We start from the raw sequence: 19,571 nt of genomic DNA on the forward strand, positions 1-19,571 counted from the left end.
TGGAGGTGCTCAGTCGAGGCAGAACTCGTTGCCCTCGATGTCCAGCATCGGGATGCAGGCGTCGACGCCGTCGTACAGGGTCTGGACGTGGACGGCTCCGAGGGGGAGCAGGCGGGCGCATTCGGCTTCCAGGGCGGCCAGGCGTTCTGGGCCGACGAGGCCGGTGGCGACGCGTACGTCGAGGTGGACGCGGTTCTTCACGGTCTTTCCCTCGGGGACGCGCTGGAAGAACAGCCGTGGGCCCACGCCCGAGGGGTCGACGCAGGCGCACCACGTGTCCCAGGGAGCCGAACCGTCCGGGGGCGGCGGCAGGACGTACCCCAGGACCTCGCACCAGAAGCGGGCGAGACGCTCGGGTTCGGCGCAGTCGAAGGTCACTTGGACGTTCTTCACGGATAACACCGGCGCACCGTAGCAACGCGGCTGCGCCGCCCGCGCGGCAATAAAGACACGAGCCCCGCCGGAGGACCGTACTCCGGTGGGGCTCGCGTCGGTATGAGGGGAGGGGCTAGCGGAAGCGGGCTATCGGGTTCCCCAGGTCGCCGATCAGCTGGAGGGCCGCCGACGGGTCCGCCAGGTCGACCATCTGCTTGTTGTTGCGGAGCTGGAGGCGGTTCAGGGCCGACAGGGCGAAGGTCTCCGCGAACATGTCGTACTCGGTGAAACGGTCCTGCAGTTCCGGGTGCGTCTGCTCGTAGCCGCGGACGCATTCCGCGACCGTGCGCCAGAAGTCGTCTTCGGAGAGGACGCCTTCCGTCGCGAGGTTCGGGGCCAGGAAGCGGAAGAAGCAGTCGAAGACGTCGGTGAAGACCGACAGGAGCTTCATGTCCTCCGGGACCTCGGCGCGCACGCGCTCCACCGCCGGCGGGAGGACCGCCGTCGGGTCCATGACGACGATCTCCTCGGCGATGTCCTTGAAGATCGCGCGGGCCACGTTGCCGCGCTCGTCGAGGACGAGGATGACGTTCTCGCCGTGCGGCATGAACGCCAGGTCGTACGCGTAGAAGCTGTGCAGGATCGGGAGGAGGTAGGCGTCCAGGTAGCGGCGGAGCCAGGCCGTCGGCTCCTCGCCGGATTCGCGGATCAGCGCCGCCGCGAAGGACGCGCCCTCGTGGTCCAGGTGGAGCAGGGACGCCATCGTCGCCAGGCGCTCGCCCTCGGCGAGGGTCGGGACCGGGGACTCGCGCCAGAGCGCGGCCAGCATCTTGCGGTACGGGGAGTAGCGGTCGGTGGCCGCCTCGTACTCCAGGTGCCGGTAGCCGATCGCCGCCCGCTCGCGGATGATCGAGAAGTCGGCGGACTTGAAGGTCGCGTCCGACTCGATCAGCTGGTGCAGCCAGTCGTTGATCGCCGGGGTCGCCTCCATGTACGCGGCGGAGAGGCCGCGCATGAAGCCCATGTTGAGGACGGAGAGGGCCGTCTTCACGTAGTGCTTGGAGGGGGTCGTCGTGTTGAAGAACGTGCGGATCGACTGCTGCGCCAGGTACGTGTCCTCGCCCTCGCCCAGGTACACCAGGCGCTGCTGCGCCACCTCGGCCGCGAACGTCACCGACAGCTTGTTCCACCACTGCCAGGGGTGGCAGGGCATGAGGAGGAAGTCGGCCGGGTCCAGGCCGCGGGCCGTGAGGGTGGCGTGGAAGCCGTCCACCGTCTCGTCGCCGAGCTCCGCGCGGATGAACGTCTCGTACGCGATGTCCGCGCCCGCCGTGAACGTCGTACGGTCCCGGCGCGCCGCCAGCCAGATCAGGTGGATGCCGCTCGCGGCCTCGGGGGCGTACGCGCGGAACTCGTCCACGCCGAAGCCGAGGCGGCCGTTGTTGGCGACGAAACAGGGGTGGCCCTCGGTCATCCCCGTCTCGATCGCCTGGAAGCCGGCGCGGGCCAGCTCGGCGGAGGTGACGGGCTCCTTCGTCGACTTGAACGCCGTGCCCGCCAGGGTGGAGGAGATCTCCTCCAGGTAGACGGGGAGGATCTCGTCGCTCAGGCCGAGGGAGGAGCGCAGCTCGGTGATGAACTGGAGGGCGTCGAGCGGGAGCTGCTCGTCGCCGCAGTGGCGGCTGATCGACTCCGGGTAGACCTGCCAGTGGTCGAGGGCGAAACGGTCCGCCGTGAAGCGGTACTCGATCTCGCCGTCGTCGCTGAGGACCTTGTACCGGGACTCGCCCAGCTCCTGCGGGTGCAGCAGCCGCTCGTGGGCGAACTCGGCGAGACCCTTGCGGATCAGCGCGCGGTTGGCGTCGGCCCAGCGCTCGGGGGTGAGGTGCGCGACCGGGTCGGTTGCCTGGACGGTGGCGGTCATATCGTGGCTCCCACGGCCGTCTCGAACTGGGCGCGCGTGCAGAAGCTCAGCAGCGCCTTCTTCTCGGGCTTCTGGATCTCGCGGTCGGCGACGAAGCCGACGGCCTCGTTGAGGGCGTGGACCGCCTTGTTGCGGACGTCCGGTTCCACGACGACGCGGGCCGTCGACGGGTCGGAGAAGAGTTCGGCCATGACGGCGGTGATCACCGCGCGGGTGAAGCCGTGGACCGGGGTGTCCGTCGGCGCCACCAGGAAGTGCATGCCGACGTCGCCGGGCTCCGGGTCGTACAGCCCGACCAGCTCCAGCTTCGACGGGTCGTACTTCTCCATCAGGATGGCGGGCTCCCCGTCGACCTCGCCGATGAAGGCGTCGTGGTGCGGGTGCGCCGTGATCGCCATGTACTCGCGCTCGACGTCCTCCAGCTTCGCGTCCTGCATCATCCAGAACGCGGCCTTGGGGTCGGTGACCCAGCGGTGGAGCAGCTCCGCGTCCTTGAGGGCGTCGAGCGGGCGGAAGCGGATGGTCGGGGTGGTGGTCCCGGCGGTCATACGGCGAACTCCTGGAAAGCGATGGTCTTCTCTACGGGGTAGTACTCGGAACCCAGCATCTCCGCGATGATGTACGCGTTGCGGTACGCCCCCATGCCCAGGTCGGGCGAGGTGACCGAGTGGGCGTGCACGGCGGCGTTCTGGAGGAAGACCCCGTGGCCGGTGGTGTCGACCGCGTAGTTGCGGGCCACGTCGAAGCGGCCCTGGGCGTCCCAGTTGAGGCGGTCGCGGACCGGCTCCAGGAAGGCGGGGACGGTGTACTTGTAGCCGGTGGCGAGGATGAGGCCCTCGGTTTCCAGGGTGAAGTCCTTCTCCTGCTCCTCCTGGCGGAAGCCGAGCTCGTAGGTCTTCGTCGCCTCGTCGTAACCCGCCGTGTGGAGGGCTGAGTTGGTGAGGAGGCGGGTGGGGACCGGGCCTGCCAGCTTCTTCTGGTAGAGCAGGTCGAAGATGGCGTTGATCAGCTCGCCGTCGATGCCCTTGAAGAGGCCCTTCTGCTGGACCTCCAGGCGGGAGCGGGTCTGCTCCGGGAGGGCGCGGAAGTAGTCCACGTACTCCGGGGAGGTCATCTCCAGGGTGAGCTTCGTGTATTCGAGGGGGAAGAAGCGGGGGGAGCGGGTCACCCAGTTCAGCTGGTAGCCGTGGACGTCGATCTCGGACAGGAGGTCGTAGTAGATCTCCGCCGCGCTCTGGCCGCTGCCGACCAGGGTGATCGACTTCTTCTTCTGGAGCTCCTCCTTGTTCGGGAGGTAGCGCGAGTTGTGGATGAGGTCGCCGCCGAGTTCGCGGCAGGTCTCGGGGACGTACGGCGGGGTGCCGGTGCCCAGGACGAGACGGGCGGAGCGGAACGTTTCTCCGGTGGTCGTGGTGACCTCGTACAGCTCGGCCGTCTCGTCGTACGTGACCTCGGTGACCGTGGTCGACCAGCGGACCGAGGCGAGCTTGGCGGCGGCCCAGCGGCAGTAGTCGTTGTACTCGGTCCGCAGCGGGTAGAAGTTCTCGCGGATGTAGAACGAGTACAGCCGGCCCTTCTCCTTCAGGTAGTTGAGGAAGGAGTACGGGGAGGTCGGGTCGGCCATCGTGACCAGGTCCGACATGAACGGGGTCTGGAGGTGGGCGCCTTCCAGGAACATGCCCGCGTGCCACTCGAAGTCCGGCTTGGATTCGAGGAAGACGCCGTTCAGGTGGTCGATGGGCTCCGTGAGGCAGGCCAGGCCGAGGTTGAACGGGCCGAGCCCGATACCGATGAAGTCGTATGTCACGGACTCAGGCGTGGACAAGGGTCTCTCCCAGGTACTGCTCGGCGTGGCCGGCGATCAGGTCGAGGACGGCGGCGATGTCGGCCGCGGTCGTCTCGGGGTTGAGCAGGGTGAACTTGAGGTACTGGCGGCCGTCGACCTTGGTGCCCGCGACCACGGCCTCGCCGGAGGCGAAGAGCGCCTTGCGGGCGTAGAGGTTGGCGCGGTCGATCTCGGCGGGCGAGGTGACGGCCTCGGGGATGTAGCGGTAGACGAGGGTGGAGAGCTGCGGCTCGACCACGACGTCGTAGCGCGGGTCGGCGGCGAGCAGGGCGTGTCCCTCGCGGGCCAGGGCGCAGACCTCGTCGAAGAGTTCGCCGATGCCGTCGGCGCCCATCACGCGCAGGGTCATCCAGAGCTTGAGCGCGTCGAAACGGCGGGTCGTCTGGAGGGACTTGTCGACCTGGTTCGGGATCTGCTCGGCGACCGTGCGGCGCGGGTTGAGGTAGTCCGCGTGGTACGTCGCGTGGCGCAGGGTGGCGCCGTCGCGGACCAGGACGGCGGAGGAACTCACCGGCTGGAAGAAGGACTTGTGGAAGTCGACGGTGACGGAGTCGGCGCTCTCGATGCCGTCGAGGAGGTGGCGGCGGGTGGTGGAGGCGAGCAGTCCGCAGCCGTAGGCGGCGTCGACGTGCATCCAGGCCCCGTACTCGGCGGCGAGGGCGGCGATCTCGGGCAGCGGGTCGATGGAGCCGAAGTCGGTGGTGCCGGCGGTGGCGACGATCGCCATCGGGACGAGGCCCTCGGCGCGGCAGGCCTCCAGCTCGGCGGCGAGGACGACGGACTGCATGCGCTTGTCGCGGTCGACCGGGATGGCGATGACGGCGTCCCGGCCGAGGCCGAGGAGCTGGGCCGACTTCTGGACGCTGAAGTGGCTGCACTCGGAGGAGAAGATGCGGAGCCTGGAGAGGTCCGCGGTCCCGGCCTCCTCGCGGGCGAGGAGCAGGGCCTGGAGGTTGGACTGCGTGCCGCCGCTGGTGAACACGCCGTCGGCGAGCGGGCCGAGGCCGATCCGGGCGGTGGTCCAGTCGATGATCTTCCGCTCGATGAGCGTGCCGCCGGCGCTCTGGTCCCAGGTGTCCAGGGAGGAGTTGACGGCGGAGAGGACCGCCTCGCCGAGGACGGCGGGGATGACGACCGGGCAGTTCAAGTGGCCCAGGTAGCGCGGGTGGTGGAAGTAGACGGCGTCGCGGAGGTAGACGTCCTCCAGCTCGTCGAGGGCCGCGGAGGCGTCGCCGAGCGGGCGGTCGAGGTCGACGGCGTCGATGACGGGGGCCAGCTCGGCGGGGGTCACGCCGGTGAACGGGCGGCGCGTCGCGGCGAGTTTCCCCGCCACCCGCTCGACTCCTTCGGTGACGGAGCGTCGGTAGCTCTCCGCCGTGGTGTCGTTGAGCAGGTGGGAGCGCATTGTGGGGCCCTTTCGGAAGGGAATGTGCTTGAGGGGACGCTGGGACAGCGCCGGGAGGACGCTGAGCGCGCGCCGGAAAGGCGCGATCGCTTTAAGTAAGGTTAGCCTAACCTAATTTGAGATCGCAATGGCCCCCAACCCATGAAGGGTTGGGGGCCATCGGGTGGACGAGCGGGGGGTAGGGCTTACGCCTCTTCCTGTGTCTCGTCCGGCACTTCGCGCAGCGCGTCCTCGGACAGGCCCTTGCGCCAGTAGCCGACGAACGTCACGCGCCTGCGGTCCAGTTCACGATCGCGTACGAAATGACGGCGCAGCGCCTTCACCGCACCGGACTCGCCCGCGATCCACACGTACGGGGCCTCGCCGGGCAGCTCCGCCCCGCGCACCGCGTCGACCGCGGAGGGCGCGCCCTCCTCCCGTACGAGCCAGGTGACCGTGGCGTCCGCCTCGGTGCGCAGCTCCATCCGGTCGCCGGAGAACGGCACTTCGAGGAAGACCTGCGCGCGGATCTCGGCCGGCAGCCACTCCAGGATCGCGGAGGCGGCCGGGAGGGCCGTCTCGTCCGCCCAGATCAGGACGGAGTCGGCGTCCTCCGGGAGCTGGAAGCGGACGCCCGTGTTGGCGGCGACCGCCGGGCCGAGGACGACCACGCGGTCACCGGCCTTGGCGCGGCCGGCCCAGCGGCAGGCCGGGCCGACGCCCGCCGCCCCGGCGGCTGATGTCTCAGCGTGGAGCGCGAAGTCGATGTCCATCTCGTTCGGGTCCGTGCGCTGTTCGCGGACCGTGTACGAGCGCATGACCGCCCGCTCGTCGTCCGGCATCGCCCGCCAGGCGCCCAGGATCGCGTACATGTCCGGGTTGTCCAGCGGCGGCAGGACGGGGGCTTCCTGGCCGGGGTGCGGCAGGAAGAGGGAGAGCGACTGGTCGCGGCCACCGGCCGCGAAGCGCTTGAGGTCCTCGCCGGTGAAGGTGACGCGGACCAGGGACGGGCCGAGCCGCCGCGTCCGGTCGACCTGGAGGGAGAAGAACTGGAACGGGGCGGTCTCGGCGGTCGTCATGGGTCAGGACACCTTCTTCGCGTTCTCCAGGGCCTTCGCGAGGTCCTCCAGGAGCGGGGCGCACTTGGCGTACGAGTAGATCGGCTCGGTCACGCGCGGGATGACCTGGCCGGCCTTGACGGCGGGCAGGGCGGCCCAGGTCGGCTTGGACTTGAGCTGCTCCGGCTGGAGGGTGCCCGTGCGGTTGTCGAGCATGATGACGTCGGCCTTGTACTTGTCGACGTTCTCCCAGCTCAGACCCTCGAACCAGCCGGCCGCGTCCAGCTTGTCCGGGACGACGAGGTTGACGCCGAGCTCCTTGAAGAAGAGCGTGTCGGTCGGGCGGACCGGGGTGGAGACGTAGAACAGGTCGGGGGAGCCCGAGCCGATGAGGACCTTGATGTCCTTCTTGCCCTGGGCGGCCTTGCGGACGCGCTCGGCGGCGGCCTCGAAGCGGGCCTTGTCCGCCTTGATCTGCGCGGTCTCGACGTCGGCGCCGAGGGAGGCGGCCAGGTCGGCGTGGCGCTGGAGGACGGACGGCATGGACTTGTCCGCGGCCCACAGGGCGACGCTCGGGGCGATCTTGGCGATCTTGTCCTTCTGCTCCGCCGGGACGTACCAGAGGTCGTTCTTCTCCCACATGTCCGTGACGAGGACGTCGGGCTGGAGCTTCAGGTACTCCTCGATGTTGAACTCGCCCCAGACGTTGCCGATGACCTTGACCTTGTTGATGTCGAGGTCGCCCGCCTGGACGTCCGCCGTGCGCTTCTTGGTCTTCGGGTCCTCGACGTAGGTCGGGCCGAAGACGCCGACGGACTCGACGCCGAAGTCCTTGAGGGCGGCGGCGGTGCCGGTGAAGGCGACGACCTTCTTCGGGGTGCTCGGCGTCTTGACCGTGATGCCGCGGTCGTCCTTGAACTCCCAGGCGCCGGACTTCGCCGGGGCGGAGGCGGAGGAGGAGCCCTTCGGGGAGGCGGAGTCCTTCGTCTCGCCGCCGCCGCAGGCGGCCAGCATGGCACCGAGCCCGAGGACGCTGCCCGCGGCGATGAGGCCGCGGCGGGTGAGGTGGGTGGCTCGGGCGTTGCTGGGCATGGCGAAGTCGCTTTCGGTACGTGCCGTGTCGTCGGCCGGGGTGAGTCGAAGGTAGGTTAGCCTAACCTGAGTTTCCGGGGTAGGGGTGGGGTCGGGAGGCCTGGATCACAGGCGGCGCCACCCGGATCGCGGGCAGCGCCACCTGGATCGCGAGCGGCGCCACCTGGATCGCGGGCGGCGCGGAGAACGCGGAAGCCCGCCGCCCCCTGACGGGGTGACGGGCTCCTCGCGTACCTCCGGTGGGTCAGGCCGACAGGCCCAACTCCCGTGCGATCAGCATCCGCTGGACCTCGCTCGTGCCCTCGCCGATCTCCAGGATCTTCGAGTCGCGCCACATGCGGGCCACCGGATACTCGTTCATGAAGCCGTAGCCGCCGTGGATCTGGGTCGCCTCGCGGGCGTTGTCCACGGCCACCGTGGAGGAGTACAGCTTCGCGATGGCCGCCTCCTTCTTGAACGGCTCGCCGAGCACGAGCCGCGAGGCCGCGTCGCGCCAGCCGATGCGGGCCATGTGCGCCTTCGTCTCCATGTCCGCGATCTTGAACTGGATGGCCTGGTTGTCGGCGATCGGCCGCCCGAAGGCCTGCCGCTCCTTCGCGTACTTCACCGACTCGTCGACACAGCCCTGCGCGAGGCCCGTCGCGAGCGCGGCGATGGCGACCCGGCCCTCGTCGAGGATGCGGAGGAACTGGGCGTAGCCGCGGCCCTCTTCGCCGACCAGGTTCTCCACCGGGACGCGGACGTCGTCGAAGGAGAGCTCGCGGGTGTCCGAGGCGTTCCAGCCGACCTTCGAGTACGGGGCGGCGACGGTGAAGCCCGGGGTGCCGGACGGGACGATGATCGAGGAGATCAGCGGGCGGCCGTCGGGCTTGCGGCCGGTGACGGCGGTGACCGTGACCAGACCCGTGATGTCCGTACCGGAGTTGGTGATGAAGCACTTCGAGCCGTTGATGACCCAGTGGTCGCCGTCCCGGACGGCGGTCGTGCGGGTGCCGCCGGCGTCACTGCCCGCGCCGGGCTCGGTCAGGCCGAACGCGCCGAGCATCTCGCCGGCGCACAGCTTCGGCAGCCAGGTCTGCTTCTGCTCCTCGGTGCCGAAGAGGTAGAGCGGCATCGCGCCGAGCGAGACGCCCGCCTCCAGGGTGATGGCGACGGAGGAGTCGACGCGGGCCAGCTCCTCCAGGGCGATGCCGAGGGCGAGGTAGTCGCCGCCCATGCCACCGTACTCCTCGGGGAACGGCAGACCGAACAGGCCCATGCGGCCCATCTCGGCGACGATCTCGTACGGGAACTCGTGCCGCTCGTAGTAGTCGCCGATCTTCGGGGCGACGACGTCGTGGGCGAACGCCTCGACGGTGCGGCGGAGTTCCTGGTGCTCTTCGGAGAGCCGATGGTCGAGGGACATGGGCGGTGTCACTCCTTGTGGGAGAGGGCGCGGACGGTACGGGAGGGGCTGGGCCGCCCCAACTGCTCGGCCATCCATCCGCTCGTGGCGGTCAGGGCGGCCAGATCGACCCCGGTCTCGATGCCGAGACCGTCGAGCATCCACACGAGGTCCTCGGTGGCGAGATTGCCGGTCGCGCTCTTCGCGTACGGGCAGCCGCCGAGGCCGCCGGCGGAGGCGTCGACCGTGGTCACCCCGTGGCGCAGGGCGGCCAGGGTGTTGGACAGGGCCTGCCCGTACGTGTCGTGGAAGTGCACGGCGATACGGGAGGTGGGGACCCCGGCGTCGTTGAGCGCCGTCAGGAGCGCCTGGACGTGCCCCGGGGTGGCGACGCCGATGGTGTCGCCGAGGCTCAGCTCGTCGCAGCCCATCTCGATGAGCGCCTTCGAGACGCCGACGACCTGCTCGATCGGGACGGCGCCCTCCCAGGGGTCGCCGAAGCACATCGAGAGGTAGCCGCGGACGGAGAGGCCCGCCTCTATGGCCCGGATGACGGTCGGGGCGAAGAGGGCGAGGGCCTCGTCGACGGTGCGGTTGAGGTTGGCCTTCGCGAAGGACTCGGTCGCCGAGGCGAACACGGCGATGTCGCGGGCGCCGAGGGCGAGGGCGCGGTCGAGACCGCGCTCGTTCGGCACGAGGACGGGGAGACGGACCGGGAGGTCGCGGACGAGCGGGAACAGCTCCTCCGCGTCGGCGAGCTGCGGCACCCACTTCGGGTGCACGAAGCTCGTCGCCTCGACCGTCGTGAGCCCCGCGGCGGCGAGCCGCCGCACGAACTCGGCCTTCACGGCGGTCGGGACGGCCGTCTTCTCGTTCTGCAGCCCGTCGCGGGGGCCGACCTCGTGGATCCGGACCCGCTTCGGAAGCGTCGGGTCCGGTACGGCCATGGGCAGGCTCATCCCGCCGCCTCCTCTTCCTTCGCGGAGTCCTCGCGGGGGGCCACGACGGCCAGGATCTGGTCCATGGCGACGGTGGCGCCGGGGGTGACGTCGAGTTCGGTGACGGTGCCGGCGTGCGGGGCGGAGATGACGTGCTCCATCTTCATCGCCTCGACGACGAGCAGGCTCTGTCCGGCCTCGACCTCGTCCCCGACGGCCACCTTCACGACGGTGACGGTGCCGGGCATCGGCGCGGCGAGCGTGTCGGCACCGCCGTGCCGGGCGCCGCTGAGCGCGGCGGCGACGGGGTCGTGGTCCTGCACGTGCCAGGAGTCGCCGTCGCGGCCGAGCCAGGCGCCCGCGCGGCGGAAGTGGTGGGTGACGCCGTCGACCGTGACGGTCACCCCGGTGTCCGTGACCCGGCCGTCGGCCGGGGCCTCCACCGTCACCGGCTCGTGGCCCGCGATCCGGAACGGGAACGCGAGCGGCTTCGGGGTGCCGCCGAGGCGCCACCCGCCGGGCACGTCGAACGGGTCGGTCCAGCCGCCCCGGGGCACGGGGGCGAGCCCGGCGCGGCGCACGGCGGCGGCCGCCGCGTACACCTCCTCCGGGACGTCCGAGCGGATCAGGCTCTCCGCGTCGCGTTCCACCAGGCCCGTGTCGAGGGCGCCGGAGACCACGTCCGGGTGGGCCAGCAGGTTCCGCAGGAAGCCCGCGTTGGTCGGGACGCCGAGGGTGACCAGGTCCGCCAGGGCCGCGCGGAGCTTGCGGAGGGCCGTGGGGCGGTCGGCGGCGTGGACGATGACCTTGGAGAGCATCGGGTCGTACAGCGAGGAGATCTCCGTACCCTCGCTCAGGCCCGAGTCCGTGCGGACCCCGTTCCCCGACGGCTCGTCGAGGGCCAGGATCGTGCCGCCGGAGGGGAGGAAGCCGCGGGAGGGGTCCTCCGCGCAGATGCGGGCCTCGACGGCCCAGCCGGTCAGGCGGATGTCGTCCTGGGTGAAGGGGAGGGGCTCGCCCGCCGCCACGCGCAGCTGCCACTCCACCAGGTCCACGCCCGTGATCAGCTCCGTCACCGGGTGCTCGACCTGGAGGCGGGTGTTCATCTCCATGAAGTAGTACGAGGACGGGTCGCCGCCCGGGACGATGAACTCGACCGTGCCCGCGCCGACATAGCCGCAGGAGCGGGCCGCCTCCACCGCCGCCGCGCCCATCGCGGCGCGGATCTCCGGGGTCAGGAGGACGCTCGGCGCCTCCTCGATGATCTTCTGGTGGCGGCGCTGGAGGGAGCACTCGCGCTCGCCGAGGTGGATCACGTTCCCGTGGGTGTCCGCGAGGACCTGGATCTCGATGTGCCGGGGGCGGTCGATCCACCGCTCCACGAGCAGCGTGTCGTCACCGAAGGAGGAGCGGGCCTCGCGGCGGGCCGCCGCGATCTCCTCGGTCAGGACGGACAGGTCGCGGACCAGGCGCATGCCCTTGCCGCCGCCGCCCGCGCTCGGCTTGAGGAGGACCGGGGCGCCCAACTCGCGGGCCGCGGCCTCGATCTCGGGGTCGGCCGCGCCGGGAACCACCGGCACGCCCGCCTTCTTCACCGTCTCCTTGGCGCGGATCTTGTCGCCCATGAGCGCGATCGCCTCGGCCGTCGGGCCGATGAAGACCAGACCCGCCTCGGCGCAGGCACGGGCGAAGCCCGCGTTCTCCGCGAGGAAGCCGTAGCCCGGGTGGACGGCCTGCGCGCCCGTGCGGCGGGCCGCGTCGAGGAGCGCCGGGACGGAGAGGTACGACTCCGAGGCCGGCGGCGGCCCGATCCGTACGGCCGTGTCGGCCTCCCGCACGTGCCGGGCGTCGGCGTCCGCGTCGCTGTAGACGGCCACCGAGCGGACGCCGAGCGCCCGCAGGGTGCGGATGACGCGGACCGCGATCTCGCCCCGGTTGGCGACGAGGACCGTGTCGAACATCTGCTGCATCTCCTGGAGCCCTCTCACATCCGGAAGACGCCGAACTGGGGGTCTCCCAGCGGCGCGTTGGCACAGGCGGTCAGCGCGAGACCGAGGACCTGACGGGTCTCCGTCGGGTCGATGACCCCGTCGTCCCAGAGGCGGGCGGTCGCGTAGTAGGCGCTGCCCTGGGTCTCGTACTGCTCGCGGATCGGCGCCTTGAACGCCTCCTCGTCCGCCGCGCTCCACTCGTCGCCGAGCTGGTCGCGCTTGACCGTCGCGAGGACCGAAGCGGCCTGCTCGCCGCCCATGACGGAGATCTTGGCGTTGGGCCACATCCACAGGAAGCGGGGGGAGTAGGCCCGGCCGCACATCGAGTAGTTGCCCGCGCCGTAGGAACCGCCGACGACGACCGTCAGCTTGGGGACGCGGGTGGTCGCCACGGCCGTGACCATCTTCGCGCCGTGCTTGGCGATGCCGCCGTGCTCGTACGCCTTGCCGACCATGAAGCCGGTGATGTTCTGCAGGAAGACCAGCGGGATGCCGCGCTGGTCGCACAGCTCGATGAAGTGCGCGCCCTTCTGGGCGGACTCGGCGAACAGGATGCCGTTGTTGGCGACGATGCCGACCGGGTGGCCGTGGATCCGGGCGAAGCCGGTGACCAGCGTCTGGCCGTACTCGGACTTGAACTCCTGGAAGCGGGAGCCGTCGACGACCCGGGCGATGACCTCGCGGACGTCGTACGGGGTACGGGAGTCCACCGGCACCGCGCCGTACAGACCGGCCGGGTCGACCTTCGGCTCCTCGGCCGGCTCGACCGACCAGGGGAGCGGGCCGCGCTCGGGGAGCGTCGCCACGATGTTCCGGACGATCCGCAGGGCGTGGGCGTCGTCCTCGGCGAGGTGGTCGGTGACGCCGGAGATCCGCGAGTGGACCTCGCCGCCGCCGAGCTCCTCGGCCGTCACGACCTCGCCCGTCGCCGCCTTCACCAGCGGCGGCCCGCCGAGGAAGATCGTGCCCTGGTTCCGTACGATCACGGCCTCGTCGCTCATCGCCGGGACGTACGCGCCGCCGGCCGTGCACGAGCCCATGACCGCCGCGATCTGCGGGATGCCCGCGCCGGACATGCGGGCCTGGTTGTAGAAGATCCGGCCGAAGTGCTCCCGGTCGGGGAAGACCTCGTCCTGCATCGGCAGGAACGCGCCGCCCGAGTCGACCAGGTAGAGGCAGGGGAGCCGGTTCTCCAGGGCCACTTCCTGCGCCCGGAGGTGCTTCTTCACCGTCATCGGGTAGTACGTGCCGCCCTTGACGGTGGCGTCGTTGGCGACGATCACGCACTCGCGCCCGCTGACCCGGCCGATGCCCGCGATCACGCCGGCGGCCGGTGCCTGGTCCCCGTACATCCCGTTCGCCGCGAGCGGGGCCAGCTCCAGGAAGGGCGAGCCCGGGTCGAGGAGGGTGTCCACCCGGTCGCGCGGCAGCAGCTTCCCGCGTGCCGTGTGGCGCGCCCGGGACTTCTCGCCGCCGCCGAGGGCGGTCTGCGCGAGCTTGGCGCGCAGGGCCGCGGCCAGCTCGTGGTGAGCGGCCTCGTTGGCCTGCCAGGCCGCGGACGCGGGATCCGCCGCGCTCGTCAGCACAGGTGCCTGCTGCATCCCTCGAGCTCCCTTGCTCGGTTAATGAGCGTTAACGTACGGCGATCAGGTTAACGAGCGCTAACCGCGTTGTCTAGAATCGAATCCATGACCACGAGCCCCACGACCTCGACGACCCGCGGCAGGGACGGTGTGCCGACCCGGCGTGAGCAGATCCTGAAAGAGGCCGCCCGGCTATTCGCCGAGCGCGGCTTCCACGGGGTCGGCGTCGACGAGATAGGAGCGGCCGTCGGCATCAGCGGCCCGGGGCTCTACCGCCACTTCGCCGGCAAGGACGCGATGCTCGCCGAGCTCCTCGTCGGCATCAGCGAGCGGCTCCTCGACGGCGGGCGCCTGCGCGTGGGCGAGGCCGGCGGCGACCCGCGCGTCCTCCTCGGCTCCCTCATCGACGGGCACATCGACTTCGCCCTCGACGACCGGCCGCTGATCACCCTCCACGACCGCGAGCTCGACCGGCTCAAGGAGGAGGACCGCAAGCGGGTCCGCCAGCTCCAGCGGCAGTACGTCGAGCTGTGGGTCGCGGCCGTGCGCGAGCTGTACCCGGACCCGTCGGAGGACGAGGCCCGGACGGCGGTCCACGCCGTCTTCGGCCTCCTGAACTCGACCCCGCACCTGGGGGCGCTCGGCCGCCGCTCGATGGAGGACCTGCTGCGCGGGCTCGCCCACGGGGCCTTCGGGGCGCTCGCCCGGTAGCGCGGAAGCTCGCCCGGCAGCACGGGCGCCGGTCCCGCCAGGCGGACCGGGTTCGGTCCCGCCAGGTGGAACGGGTTCGGTCCCGTCAGGCGGAACGGGTTCCCCGTACCGTCCGGCGCTCCGCCAGAATGAACCCCATGCCGATACTCAGCCGCGCCGCCCTTGTCGAGCACCTCGTCCGCACCCGCATCGCGGGAGACGTCGCCACCCCGCGCGACAACAACCTCGCGCACTACAGAAGGCTCGCCAACGGCGACCGGCACTACTGGTTCGGCCTGGAGCTCGGCGACCGCTGGACCGACGAGCAGGACGTCCTCGCCGTCATGGCCGAGCGCTGCGGCGTCGTCGACGACCCGGCGCACCGCGTCGGCCAGGACACCATCGACCCCGAGCTGACCGTCGACGGCCTCGACCGGATGGCCGCCCGGCTCCGCAAGGCCGCCGCCGGCCGCGAGCGGGTCCTCTTCGCGACCGGCCACCCGGGCGCCCTCATCGACGTCCACAGCCGGATCGCCGGCGCGCTGCGCGCCCGGGGCTGCGACATCGTGAGGATCCCCGGCGGGCTCGTCGCCGACGAGGGGTACGTCGTCCAGTTCGCCGACGTCGCCGTCTTCGAGCGCGGCGCGACCCTCTGGCACACCCACTCCCCGGAGCCGATGAACGCGATCCTCGACGCGCTCGGCGAGGACGGGCGGCCGGACCTCGTCGTCGCGGACCACGGCTGGGCGGGGCGCGCGGGGCAGCGCGGGATCGACTCCGTCGGGTACGCGGACTGCAACGACCCGGCCCTCTTCATCGGCGAGCAGGAGGGGACCATGCAGGTCACCGTCCCGCTCGACGACCACGTCGTCGACCCCCGGTTCTACGAGCCGATGACGGCGTACACCCTGGCGGCGGCCGGCCTCGCCTGAGCCCCCACGGGCCGACACCGCGCGGGCCGGCACGGGTTCGCCGGTCAGAGCTCCCCGCGCCGCTGGGTCTGCCCCGGCGTCGGGTCCAGGTAGACGTGCCGGATCGCCGGGAACCGCTCGCGGAGCTGGTTCTCGGCGTCCTCGCAGGCCCATTCGATCTGCTCGGCCGAGGCCATGTCCCGGAAGTCGATCTTCGCGGCGACGAGGACCTCGTCGGGCCCCTGGATCAGGGTCGTCAGATCCATGACGGCCACGACGTGCGGGACCGCGAGCAGCTGCTCGCGGACCGCCCGGCGCATGGGCTTGGGCAGCGGGCGGCCGATGAGGAGCTGCGCGTTCGAGCGGCCGAGGACCCAGGCCACGTACACGAGCAGGCAGCCGATGAGGATCGAGGCGACGCCGTCCCAGACGCCGGAGCCGGTGATCTGGCCGCCGAGGAGGCCGCCCGCCGCGAGCATGAGCCCGGCGAGGGCGGCCGAGTCCTCCATGACGACCGCCTTGGTGGTGGTGTCGGGGGTGAGGCGGAGGTACGTGGCGAAGGGGGCCTTCATCCGGTCGGCCTCGCCCTTGGTCTGCTTGACGGCCGTCCGGAGGGAGTACCCCTCCAGGAGGAACGAGATCCCGAGGACGATGTACGAGATCGTCGGGTCGCCGAGCTCCTCGCCGTGGACGAGCGTGTGGATGCCGTCGTAGAAGGCGAAGACCGCGCCGCCGACGAAGGTCGCGACCGCCGCGAGCATCGCCCACACGTACCGCTCGCCGCCGTAGCCGAAGGGGTGGTCCTCGTCGGCCGGCTTCTCGCTGCGCTTGAGGGCGGTGAGGAGCATGCCCTCGGTGACGGTGTCGGCGACCGAGTGGGCGGCCTCCGACAGCATCGCGCTCGATCCGCTGATGACGCCGGCGACGGCCTTGGCGACGGCGATCCCGAGGTTCGCCGCCGCCGCCACGATCACCGTGAAGGTGCTCTCGCTGTTGCCCTCGCCCCCGGTGGGGCTGCTCTTGCGCTCCGTGGGGGCGTGCGCGCCGCCGTGTTCCGCCATGTATCGGACGGTATGTCCGATCATCAGCGCGGCACGCGAACGACACCCTCCTGAATGACGGAGATCGCGAGCTTCCCGTCCCGCGTCCAGATCCTGGCCTGGCCGAGGCCGCGCCCGGCGGAGGAGGAGGGCGACTCCTGGTCGTACAGGAGCCATTCGTCGGCCCGGAAGGGCCGGTGGAACCACATCGCGTGGTCGAGGGAGGCCCCGACGACGTCCCCGACGGCCCAGCCGCCGCGCCCGTGCGCGAGGAGGACGGAGTCGAGCAGCGTCATGTCGGAGACGTACGTGGCCAGGCAGACGTGCAGCAGGTGCTCGTCGGCCAGCTTGCCGTTGGTACGGAACCACACCTGCGACCGCGGCTCGCGCGGCTCCCCGACCGAGCCCCACGGCGGGGTGTCGGCGTACCGCAGGTCCACCGCCGCCCGCGACTCGGCGAGCCGGTCGGCGATCTCCTTCGGCAGGTCCCGGGGGAGCATCTCGGCGGCCGTCGGCAGGGACTCCGGGTCCGGTGCGGACGGCATGCCGACCTGGTGGTCGAGCCCCTCCTCGTACGCCTGGAAGGAGGCGGAGAGGTGGAAGATCGGGTGGCCGTGCTGGACGGCGACGACCCGGCGGGTGGTGAAGGAGCGGCCGTCGCGGATGCGGTCGACCGTGTAGACGATCGGCGCGCCCGGGTCCCCGGCCCGCAGGAAGTACGCGTGGAGCGAGTGCGCGAGCCGGTCCCCGGGGACCGTCCGGCCGGCCGCCACCAGCGCCTGGGCGGCCACCTGGCCGCCGAAGACGCGGGGGACGATCGAGGGGCGGGAGTGGCCCCGGAAGATGTCCTGCTCGATCCGCTCCAGGTCGAGCAGAGCGAGCAGGTCATCCAGTGCGGAGGGTGCTTCGGGCACTTACAGGCCCATGCTCTTCGCGATGATCGACTTCATGATCTCGCTGGTGCCGCCGTAGATGCGGTTGACGCGGTTGTCCGCGTACAGGCGGGCGATCGGGTACTCGTTCATGTAGCCGTAGCCGCCGTGCAGCTGGAGGCAGCGGTCGATGACGCGGTGCGCGACCTCGGTGCAGAAGAGCTTGGCGCTCGCGGCCTCGGCCGGGGTCAGCTCGTGGGCGTCGAGGGCCTCCAGGGCGCGGTCGGCGACGGCCTCGGCCGCGTCCACCTCGGCCTGGCAGGCGGCCAGCTCGAACTTGGTGTTCTGGAAGGAGGCGACCGGCTTGCCGAAGACCGTGCGGTCCGTGACGTACTGCTGGGCGAAGCGGACGGCGGCCTTGGCCTGCGCGTAGGCGCCGAAGGCGATGCCCCAGCGCTCGGAGGCGAGGTTGTGGCCGAGGTAGTAGAAGCCCTTGCCCTCCTCGCCGAGCAGGTCCTCGACCGGGACCTTGACGTCGACGAACGCGAGCTCGGCGGTGTCGGAGGTGCGCAGGCCGAGCTTGTCGAGCTTGCGGCCGATCGAGTAGCCCTCGGACTTGGTGTCCACGGCGAAGAGGGAGATGCCGAAGCGGCGGTCCTCGGCCGTCGGGGCGGAGGTGCGGGCGCAGACGATCACGCGGTCGGCGTGGACACCACCGGTGATGAAGGTCTTGGCGCCGTTGAGGACGTAGTGCGTGCCGTCCTCGGAGAGCTTGGCGGTGGTCTTCATGCCCGCGACGTCGGAGCCGGTGCCCGGCTCGGTCATCGCGAGGGCCCACATCTCCTCGCCGGTGACGAACTTCGGCAGGAAGCGCTTCTTCTGCTCGTCGGTGGCGAGCATCTTGATGTACGGGAGGGCGAGCAGCACGTGCACGCCGGAGCCGCCGAACTGGACGCCCGCGCGCGAGGTCTCCTCGTAGAGGACGGCCTCGAACTTGTGGGTGTCCAGGCCCGCGCCGCCGAACTCCTCGGGCACGTTGATGCCGAAGATGCCCAGCTCACCGAGCTTGTCGTAGAACTCGCGGGGCGCCTGGCCCGCCGCGAACCACTCGTCGTAGACGGGGACGACCTCGGCCTCGATGAAGGCGCGGATGGTCTCCCGGAACGCCTCGTGGTCCTCGTTGAATACGGTACGGCGCACGGTGCGTCTCCTCCGGTGTGCGGGCGGGCCCAGTTGTCTAAGCGCTTGCTCAGTCTGTCAAGTACGAAGTTACCCATCGGTCACCCACCCTGTCCAGACTCCTCACCTGTGATCCAGGCCCGCCCTGTGGAGTCGTACCCGAAGACGGGCCGTCCCTTCGCCCCGCTCGTCCGAAAGGGCGCACCGTCCTCGTCCCCGATCCGGACCGTGCCCCGGCGCCCCTCCGAGCTCCAGTCCAGCTCCAGGTACCAGCGGCAGTCGCAGTCCGCGGTCCCCGCGAAGACCAGCAGCTCCTCCGGCTCGGCGGCGCTGACCACGTACGGGAAGGAGACCGCCGGGAGCGTCCGGCCCTCCTCACCGGAGGCGTCGTACCCGTCCAGCGCCCGCGCCACCGGACGCGGCCGGTCCAGGTCCACCTCGAAACGGCGCGGCGTCACCGCCCCGCCGCAGCCGTCGTCCGTCCGGTACGCCGCCCACGGCAGCGGCGCGCCCCGCTTCACCACCCGCACGTGCAGCGCCTGGAGCACCACCGCCGCCGCGCTCTTCCCCTGCACCGACACCTGCACCAGCGTCTCCCCGCCGTCCACGGCCCCCTGCGCCGTCGCCCAGCTCCGCGCGTCGGCCGGCTCCGGCGGGGGAGGGGGCGTCCGCCGCACGAGGTAGGTGTGCCCGCACCCGTTCTTCCAGAGGTCCGAGGCGACCGTCCACGTCAGCGGCGGCGGGGGCGGCGGCGGTGGTTCGGCGGTCCGCTCCCGGGCCTTCCCGGGCAGGAGTACGGCTCCGAGCGTCACCGCCCCCACGACCGCCAGCGCCCCGCCGACCAGGCCCGCCCGGCCCCAGCGAAGCCTCCGCCGCGCGGACGGGAGGTCCGGCACGTGCGCGGGGGCGGGCTCCGGTGCTTGAGGTGCTTGAGGCGCTTGAGGTGCGGGAGGTACCGGAGGCCGACGGGCGTCGTCCGCGCGGGTCCAGGCCGCCTCCAGGGCGCGCCGCTCCTCCTCGTCCGCCCCGCACAGCAGGGCGAGGCGGCCGATCACGGCGAACGCCTCCGGGACGGTCGCGCCGGAGCTGTAGCGGTGGAGGGTGGACGCGCTGACGCCCAGGCGCCGGCCCAGCGCCTCGTAGCTCCTCCCGTCCCGTTCCTTCAGCGCGCGCACGAGCCGCGCGAACTCCTCGACGGTGGCGTCCTTCGGCATTCCGTCCCCCTCGGCCCCGCATCCCAGCCTTCACGTTCTTGCACGTCAGCAGGGGTGGAATGGTTCCGGGACGGAGGGTGGGCGCGTCAC

Annotated in this window: 17 protein-coding genes; 2 read left to right on the plus strand and 15 right to left on the minus strand. The window is 71.2% G+C overall.

Annotated features, from left to right (window positions below; all coding sequences use genetic code 11):
• Positions 1-9: 9 nt before the first annotated feature.
• The 11 genes from ACFC0Z_RS16975 to ACFC0Z_RS17025 form a co-directional block, all read right to left on the minus strand.
• A complete protein-coding gene (locus ACFC0Z_RS16975) occupies positions 10-402 on the minus strand; it encodes a VOC family protein (RefSeq protein ID WP_376438074.1) in 393 nt (130 codons plus the stop codon).
• Positions 403-508: 106 nt separating this feature from the next.
• Complete coding sequence (locus ACFC0Z_RS16980; protein ID WP_376438076.1) at positions 509-2,299, minus strand: IucA/IucC family protein; 1,791 nt, start codon at positions 2,297-2,299, stop codon at positions 509-511.
• Positions 2,296-2,847 carry a GNAT family N-acetyltransferase gene (locus ACFC0Z_RS16985; protein WP_376438078.1) on the minus strand — a complete coding sequence of 184 codons (552 nt, stop codon included), beginning with the start codon at positions 2,845-2,847 and terminating at the stop codon, positions 2,296-2,298. The genes ACFC0Z_RS16980 and ACFC0Z_RS16985 overlap by 4 nt, the downstream gene beginning before the upstream one ends.
• Entirely contained in the window at positions 2,844-4,124 is a 1,281-nt protein-coding gene (locus ACFC0Z_RS16990) for a lysine N(6)-hydroxylase/L-ornithine N(5)-oxygenase family protein (protein ID WP_376438080.1), read from the minus strand. Before ACFC0Z_RS16990 ends, ACFC0Z_RS16985 begins: the two co-directional genes overlap by 4 nt.
• A complete protein-coding gene (locus ACFC0Z_RS16995) occupies positions 4,111-5,550 on the minus strand; it encodes a pyridoxal phosphate-dependent decarboxylase family protein (protein ID WP_376438082.1) in 1,440 nt (479 codons plus the stop codon). Before ACFC0Z_RS16995 ends, ACFC0Z_RS16990 begins: the two co-directional genes overlap by 14 nt.
• 185 nt (positions 5,551-5,735) lie before the next feature.
• The gene (locus ACFC0Z_RS17000) at positions 5,736-6,608 is read right to left on the minus strand and encodes a siderophore-interacting protein (protein ID WP_376438084.1); all 873 of its coding nucleotides are present in this window, start codon (positions 6,606-6,608) and stop codon (positions 5,736-5,738) included.
• Between the two features lie 3 nt (positions 6,609-6,611).
• Complete coding sequence (locus ACFC0Z_RS17005; protein ID WP_376438086.1) at positions 6,612-7,679, minus strand: ABC transporter substrate-binding protein; 1,068 nt, start codon at positions 7,677-7,679, stop codon at positions 6,612-6,614.
• Positions 7,680-7,923: 244 nt separating this feature from the next.
• Positions 7,924-9,084 carry an acyl-CoA dehydrogenase family protein gene (locus ACFC0Z_RS17010; protein ID WP_376438088.1) on the minus strand — a complete coding sequence of 387 codons (1,161 nt, stop codon included), beginning with the start codon at positions 9,082-9,084 and terminating at the stop codon, positions 7,924-7,926.
• Between the two features lie 8 nt (positions 9,085-9,092).
• The gene (locus ACFC0Z_RS17015; protein WP_376438090.1) at positions 9,093-10,022 is read right to left on the minus strand and encodes a hydroxymethylglutaryl-CoA lyase; all 930 of its coding nucleotides are present in this window, start codon (positions 10,020-10,022) and stop codon (positions 9,093-9,095) included.
• Positions 10,019-11,971: an acetyl/propionyl/methylcrotonyl-CoA carboxylase subunit alpha gene (locus tag ACFC0Z_RS17020; protein WP_376438092.1), complete on the minus strand. Its 1,953-nt coding sequence runs from the start codon at positions 11,969-11,971 to the stop codon at positions 10,019-10,021. Before ACFC0Z_RS17020 ends, ACFC0Z_RS17015 begins: the two co-directional genes overlap by 4 nt.
• Positions 11,972-11,985: 14 nt before the next feature.
• Positions 11,986-13,593: a carboxyl transferase domain-containing protein gene (locus ACFC0Z_RS17025; protein ID WP_376438094.1), complete on the minus strand. Its 1,608-nt coding sequence runs from the start codon at positions 13,591-13,593 to the stop codon at positions 11,986-11,988.
• A gap of 87 nt (positions 13,594-13,680) precedes the next feature.
• On the opposite strand from ACFC0Z_RS17025, the gene ACFC0Z_RS17030 reads away from it, so the two are divergent.
• Positions 13,681-14,286 carry a TetR/AcrR family transcriptional regulator gene (locus tag ACFC0Z_RS17030; RefSeq protein ID WP_376438095.1) on the plus strand — a complete coding sequence of 202 codons (606 nt, stop codon included), beginning with the start codon at positions 13,681-13,683 and terminating at the stop codon, positions 14,284-14,286.
• Positions 14,287-14,423: 137 nt separating this feature from the next.
• Positions 14,424-15,197 carry a phosphatase gene (locus tag ACFC0Z_RS17035; protein ID WP_376438097.1) on the plus strand — a complete coding sequence of 258 codons (774 nt, stop codon included), beginning with the start codon at positions 14,424-14,426 and terminating at the stop codon, positions 15,195-15,197.
• A gap of 44 nt (positions 15,198-15,241) precedes the next feature.
• Here the strand turns inward: ACFC0Z_RS17035 and ACFC0Z_RS17040 are convergent, their stop codons facing one another.
• The 4 genes from ACFC0Z_RS17040 to ACFC0Z_RS17055 all read right to left on the minus strand — a co-directional run bounded on the left by ACFC0Z_RS17040 (position 15,242) and on the right by ACFC0Z_RS17055 (position 19,481).
• Positions 15,242-16,237 carry a cation diffusion facilitator family transporter gene (locus tag ACFC0Z_RS17040; RefSeq protein WP_376438099.1) on the minus strand — a complete coding sequence of 332 codons (996 nt, stop codon included), beginning with the start codon at positions 16,235-16,237 and terminating at the stop codon, positions 15,242-15,244.
• A gap of 23 nt (positions 16,238-16,260) precedes the next feature.
• Positions 16,261-17,130: an acyl-CoA thioesterase gene (locus ACFC0Z_RS17045; RefSeq protein ID WP_376438101.1), complete on the minus strand. Its 870-nt coding sequence runs from the start codon at positions 17,128-17,130 to the stop codon at positions 16,261-16,263.
• The gene (locus ACFC0Z_RS17050; protein ID WP_376438103.1) at positions 17,131-18,288 is read right to left on the minus strand and encodes an acyl-CoA dehydrogenase family protein; all 1,158 of its coding nucleotides are present in this window, start codon (positions 18,286-18,288) and stop codon (positions 17,131-17,133) included.
• Positions 18,289-18,368: 80 nt separating this feature from the next.
• Positions 18,369-19,481: a helix-turn-helix domain-containing protein gene (locus ACFC0Z_RS17055; protein ID WP_376438105.1), complete on the minus strand. Its 1,113-nt coding sequence runs from the start codon at positions 19,479-19,481 to the stop codon at positions 18,369-18,371.
• Positions 19,482-19,571: the final 90 nt, after the last annotated feature.

Origin of the sequence: Streptomyces sp. NPDC056144 (assembly GCF_042264145.1) — a bacterium.
In the GTDB taxonomy this organism is placed as follows: Bacteria; Actinomycetota; Actinomycetes; order Streptomycetales; family Streptomycetaceae; genus Streptomyces.

Bases quoted from the DNA above. Each gene is read 5' to 3' on its own strand.
- ACFC0Z_RS17030 (WP_376438095.1), top strand. From the start codon at position 13,681: ATGACCACGAGCCCCACGACCTCGACGACCCGCGGCAGGGACGGTGTG.
- ACFC0Z_RS17000 (WP_376438084.1), bottom strand. From the start codon at position 6,608: ATGACGACCGCCGAGACCGCCCCGTTCCAGTTCTTCTCCCTCCAGGTC.
- ACFC0Z_RS17010 (WP_376438088.1), bottom strand. From the start codon at position 9,084: ATGTCCCTCGACCATCGGCTCTCCGAAGAGCACCAGGAACTCCGCCGC.
- ACFC0Z_RS17040 (WP_376438099.1), bottom strand. From the start codon at position 16,237: ATGGCGGAACACGGCGGCGCGCACGCCCCCACGGAGCGCAAGAGCAGC.
- ACFC0Z_RS17015 (WP_376438090.1), bottom strand. From the start codon at position 10,022: ATGAGCCTGCCCATGGCCGTACCGGACCCGACGCTTCCGAAGCGGGTC.
- ACFC0Z_RS17025 (WP_376438094.1), bottom strand. From the start codon at position 13,593: ATGCAGCAGGCACCTGTGCTGACGAGCGCGGCGGATCCCGCGTCCGCG.
- ACFC0Z_RS17035 (WP_376438097.1), top strand. From the start codon at position 14,424: ATGCCGATACTCAGCCGCGCCGCCCTTGTCGAGCACCTCGTCCGCACC.
- ACFC0Z_RS16995 (WP_376438082.1), bottom strand. From the start codon at position 5,550: ATGCGCTCCCACCTGCTCAACGACACCACGGCGGAGAGCTACCGACGC.
- ACFC0Z_RS16980 (WP_376438076.1), bottom strand. From the start codon at position 2,299: ATGACCGCCACCGTCCAGGCAACCGACCCGGTCGCGCACCTCACCCCC.
- ACFC0Z_RS17055 (WP_376438105.1), bottom strand. From the start codon at position 19,481: ATGCCGAAGGACGCCACCGTCGAGGAGTTCGCGCGGCTCGTGCGCGCG.
- ACFC0Z_RS16985 (WP_376438078.1), bottom strand. From the start codon at position 2,847: ATGACCGCCGGGACCACCACCCCGACCATCCGCTTCCGCCCGCTCGAC.
- ACFC0Z_RS17005 (WP_376438086.1), bottom strand. From the start codon at position 7,679: ATGCCCAGCAACGCCCGAGCCACCCACCTCACCCGCCGCGGCCTCATC.
- ACFC0Z_RS17020 (WP_376438092.1), bottom strand. From the start codon at position 11,971: ATGCAGCAGATGTTCGACACGGTCCTCGTCGCCAACCGGGGCGAGATC.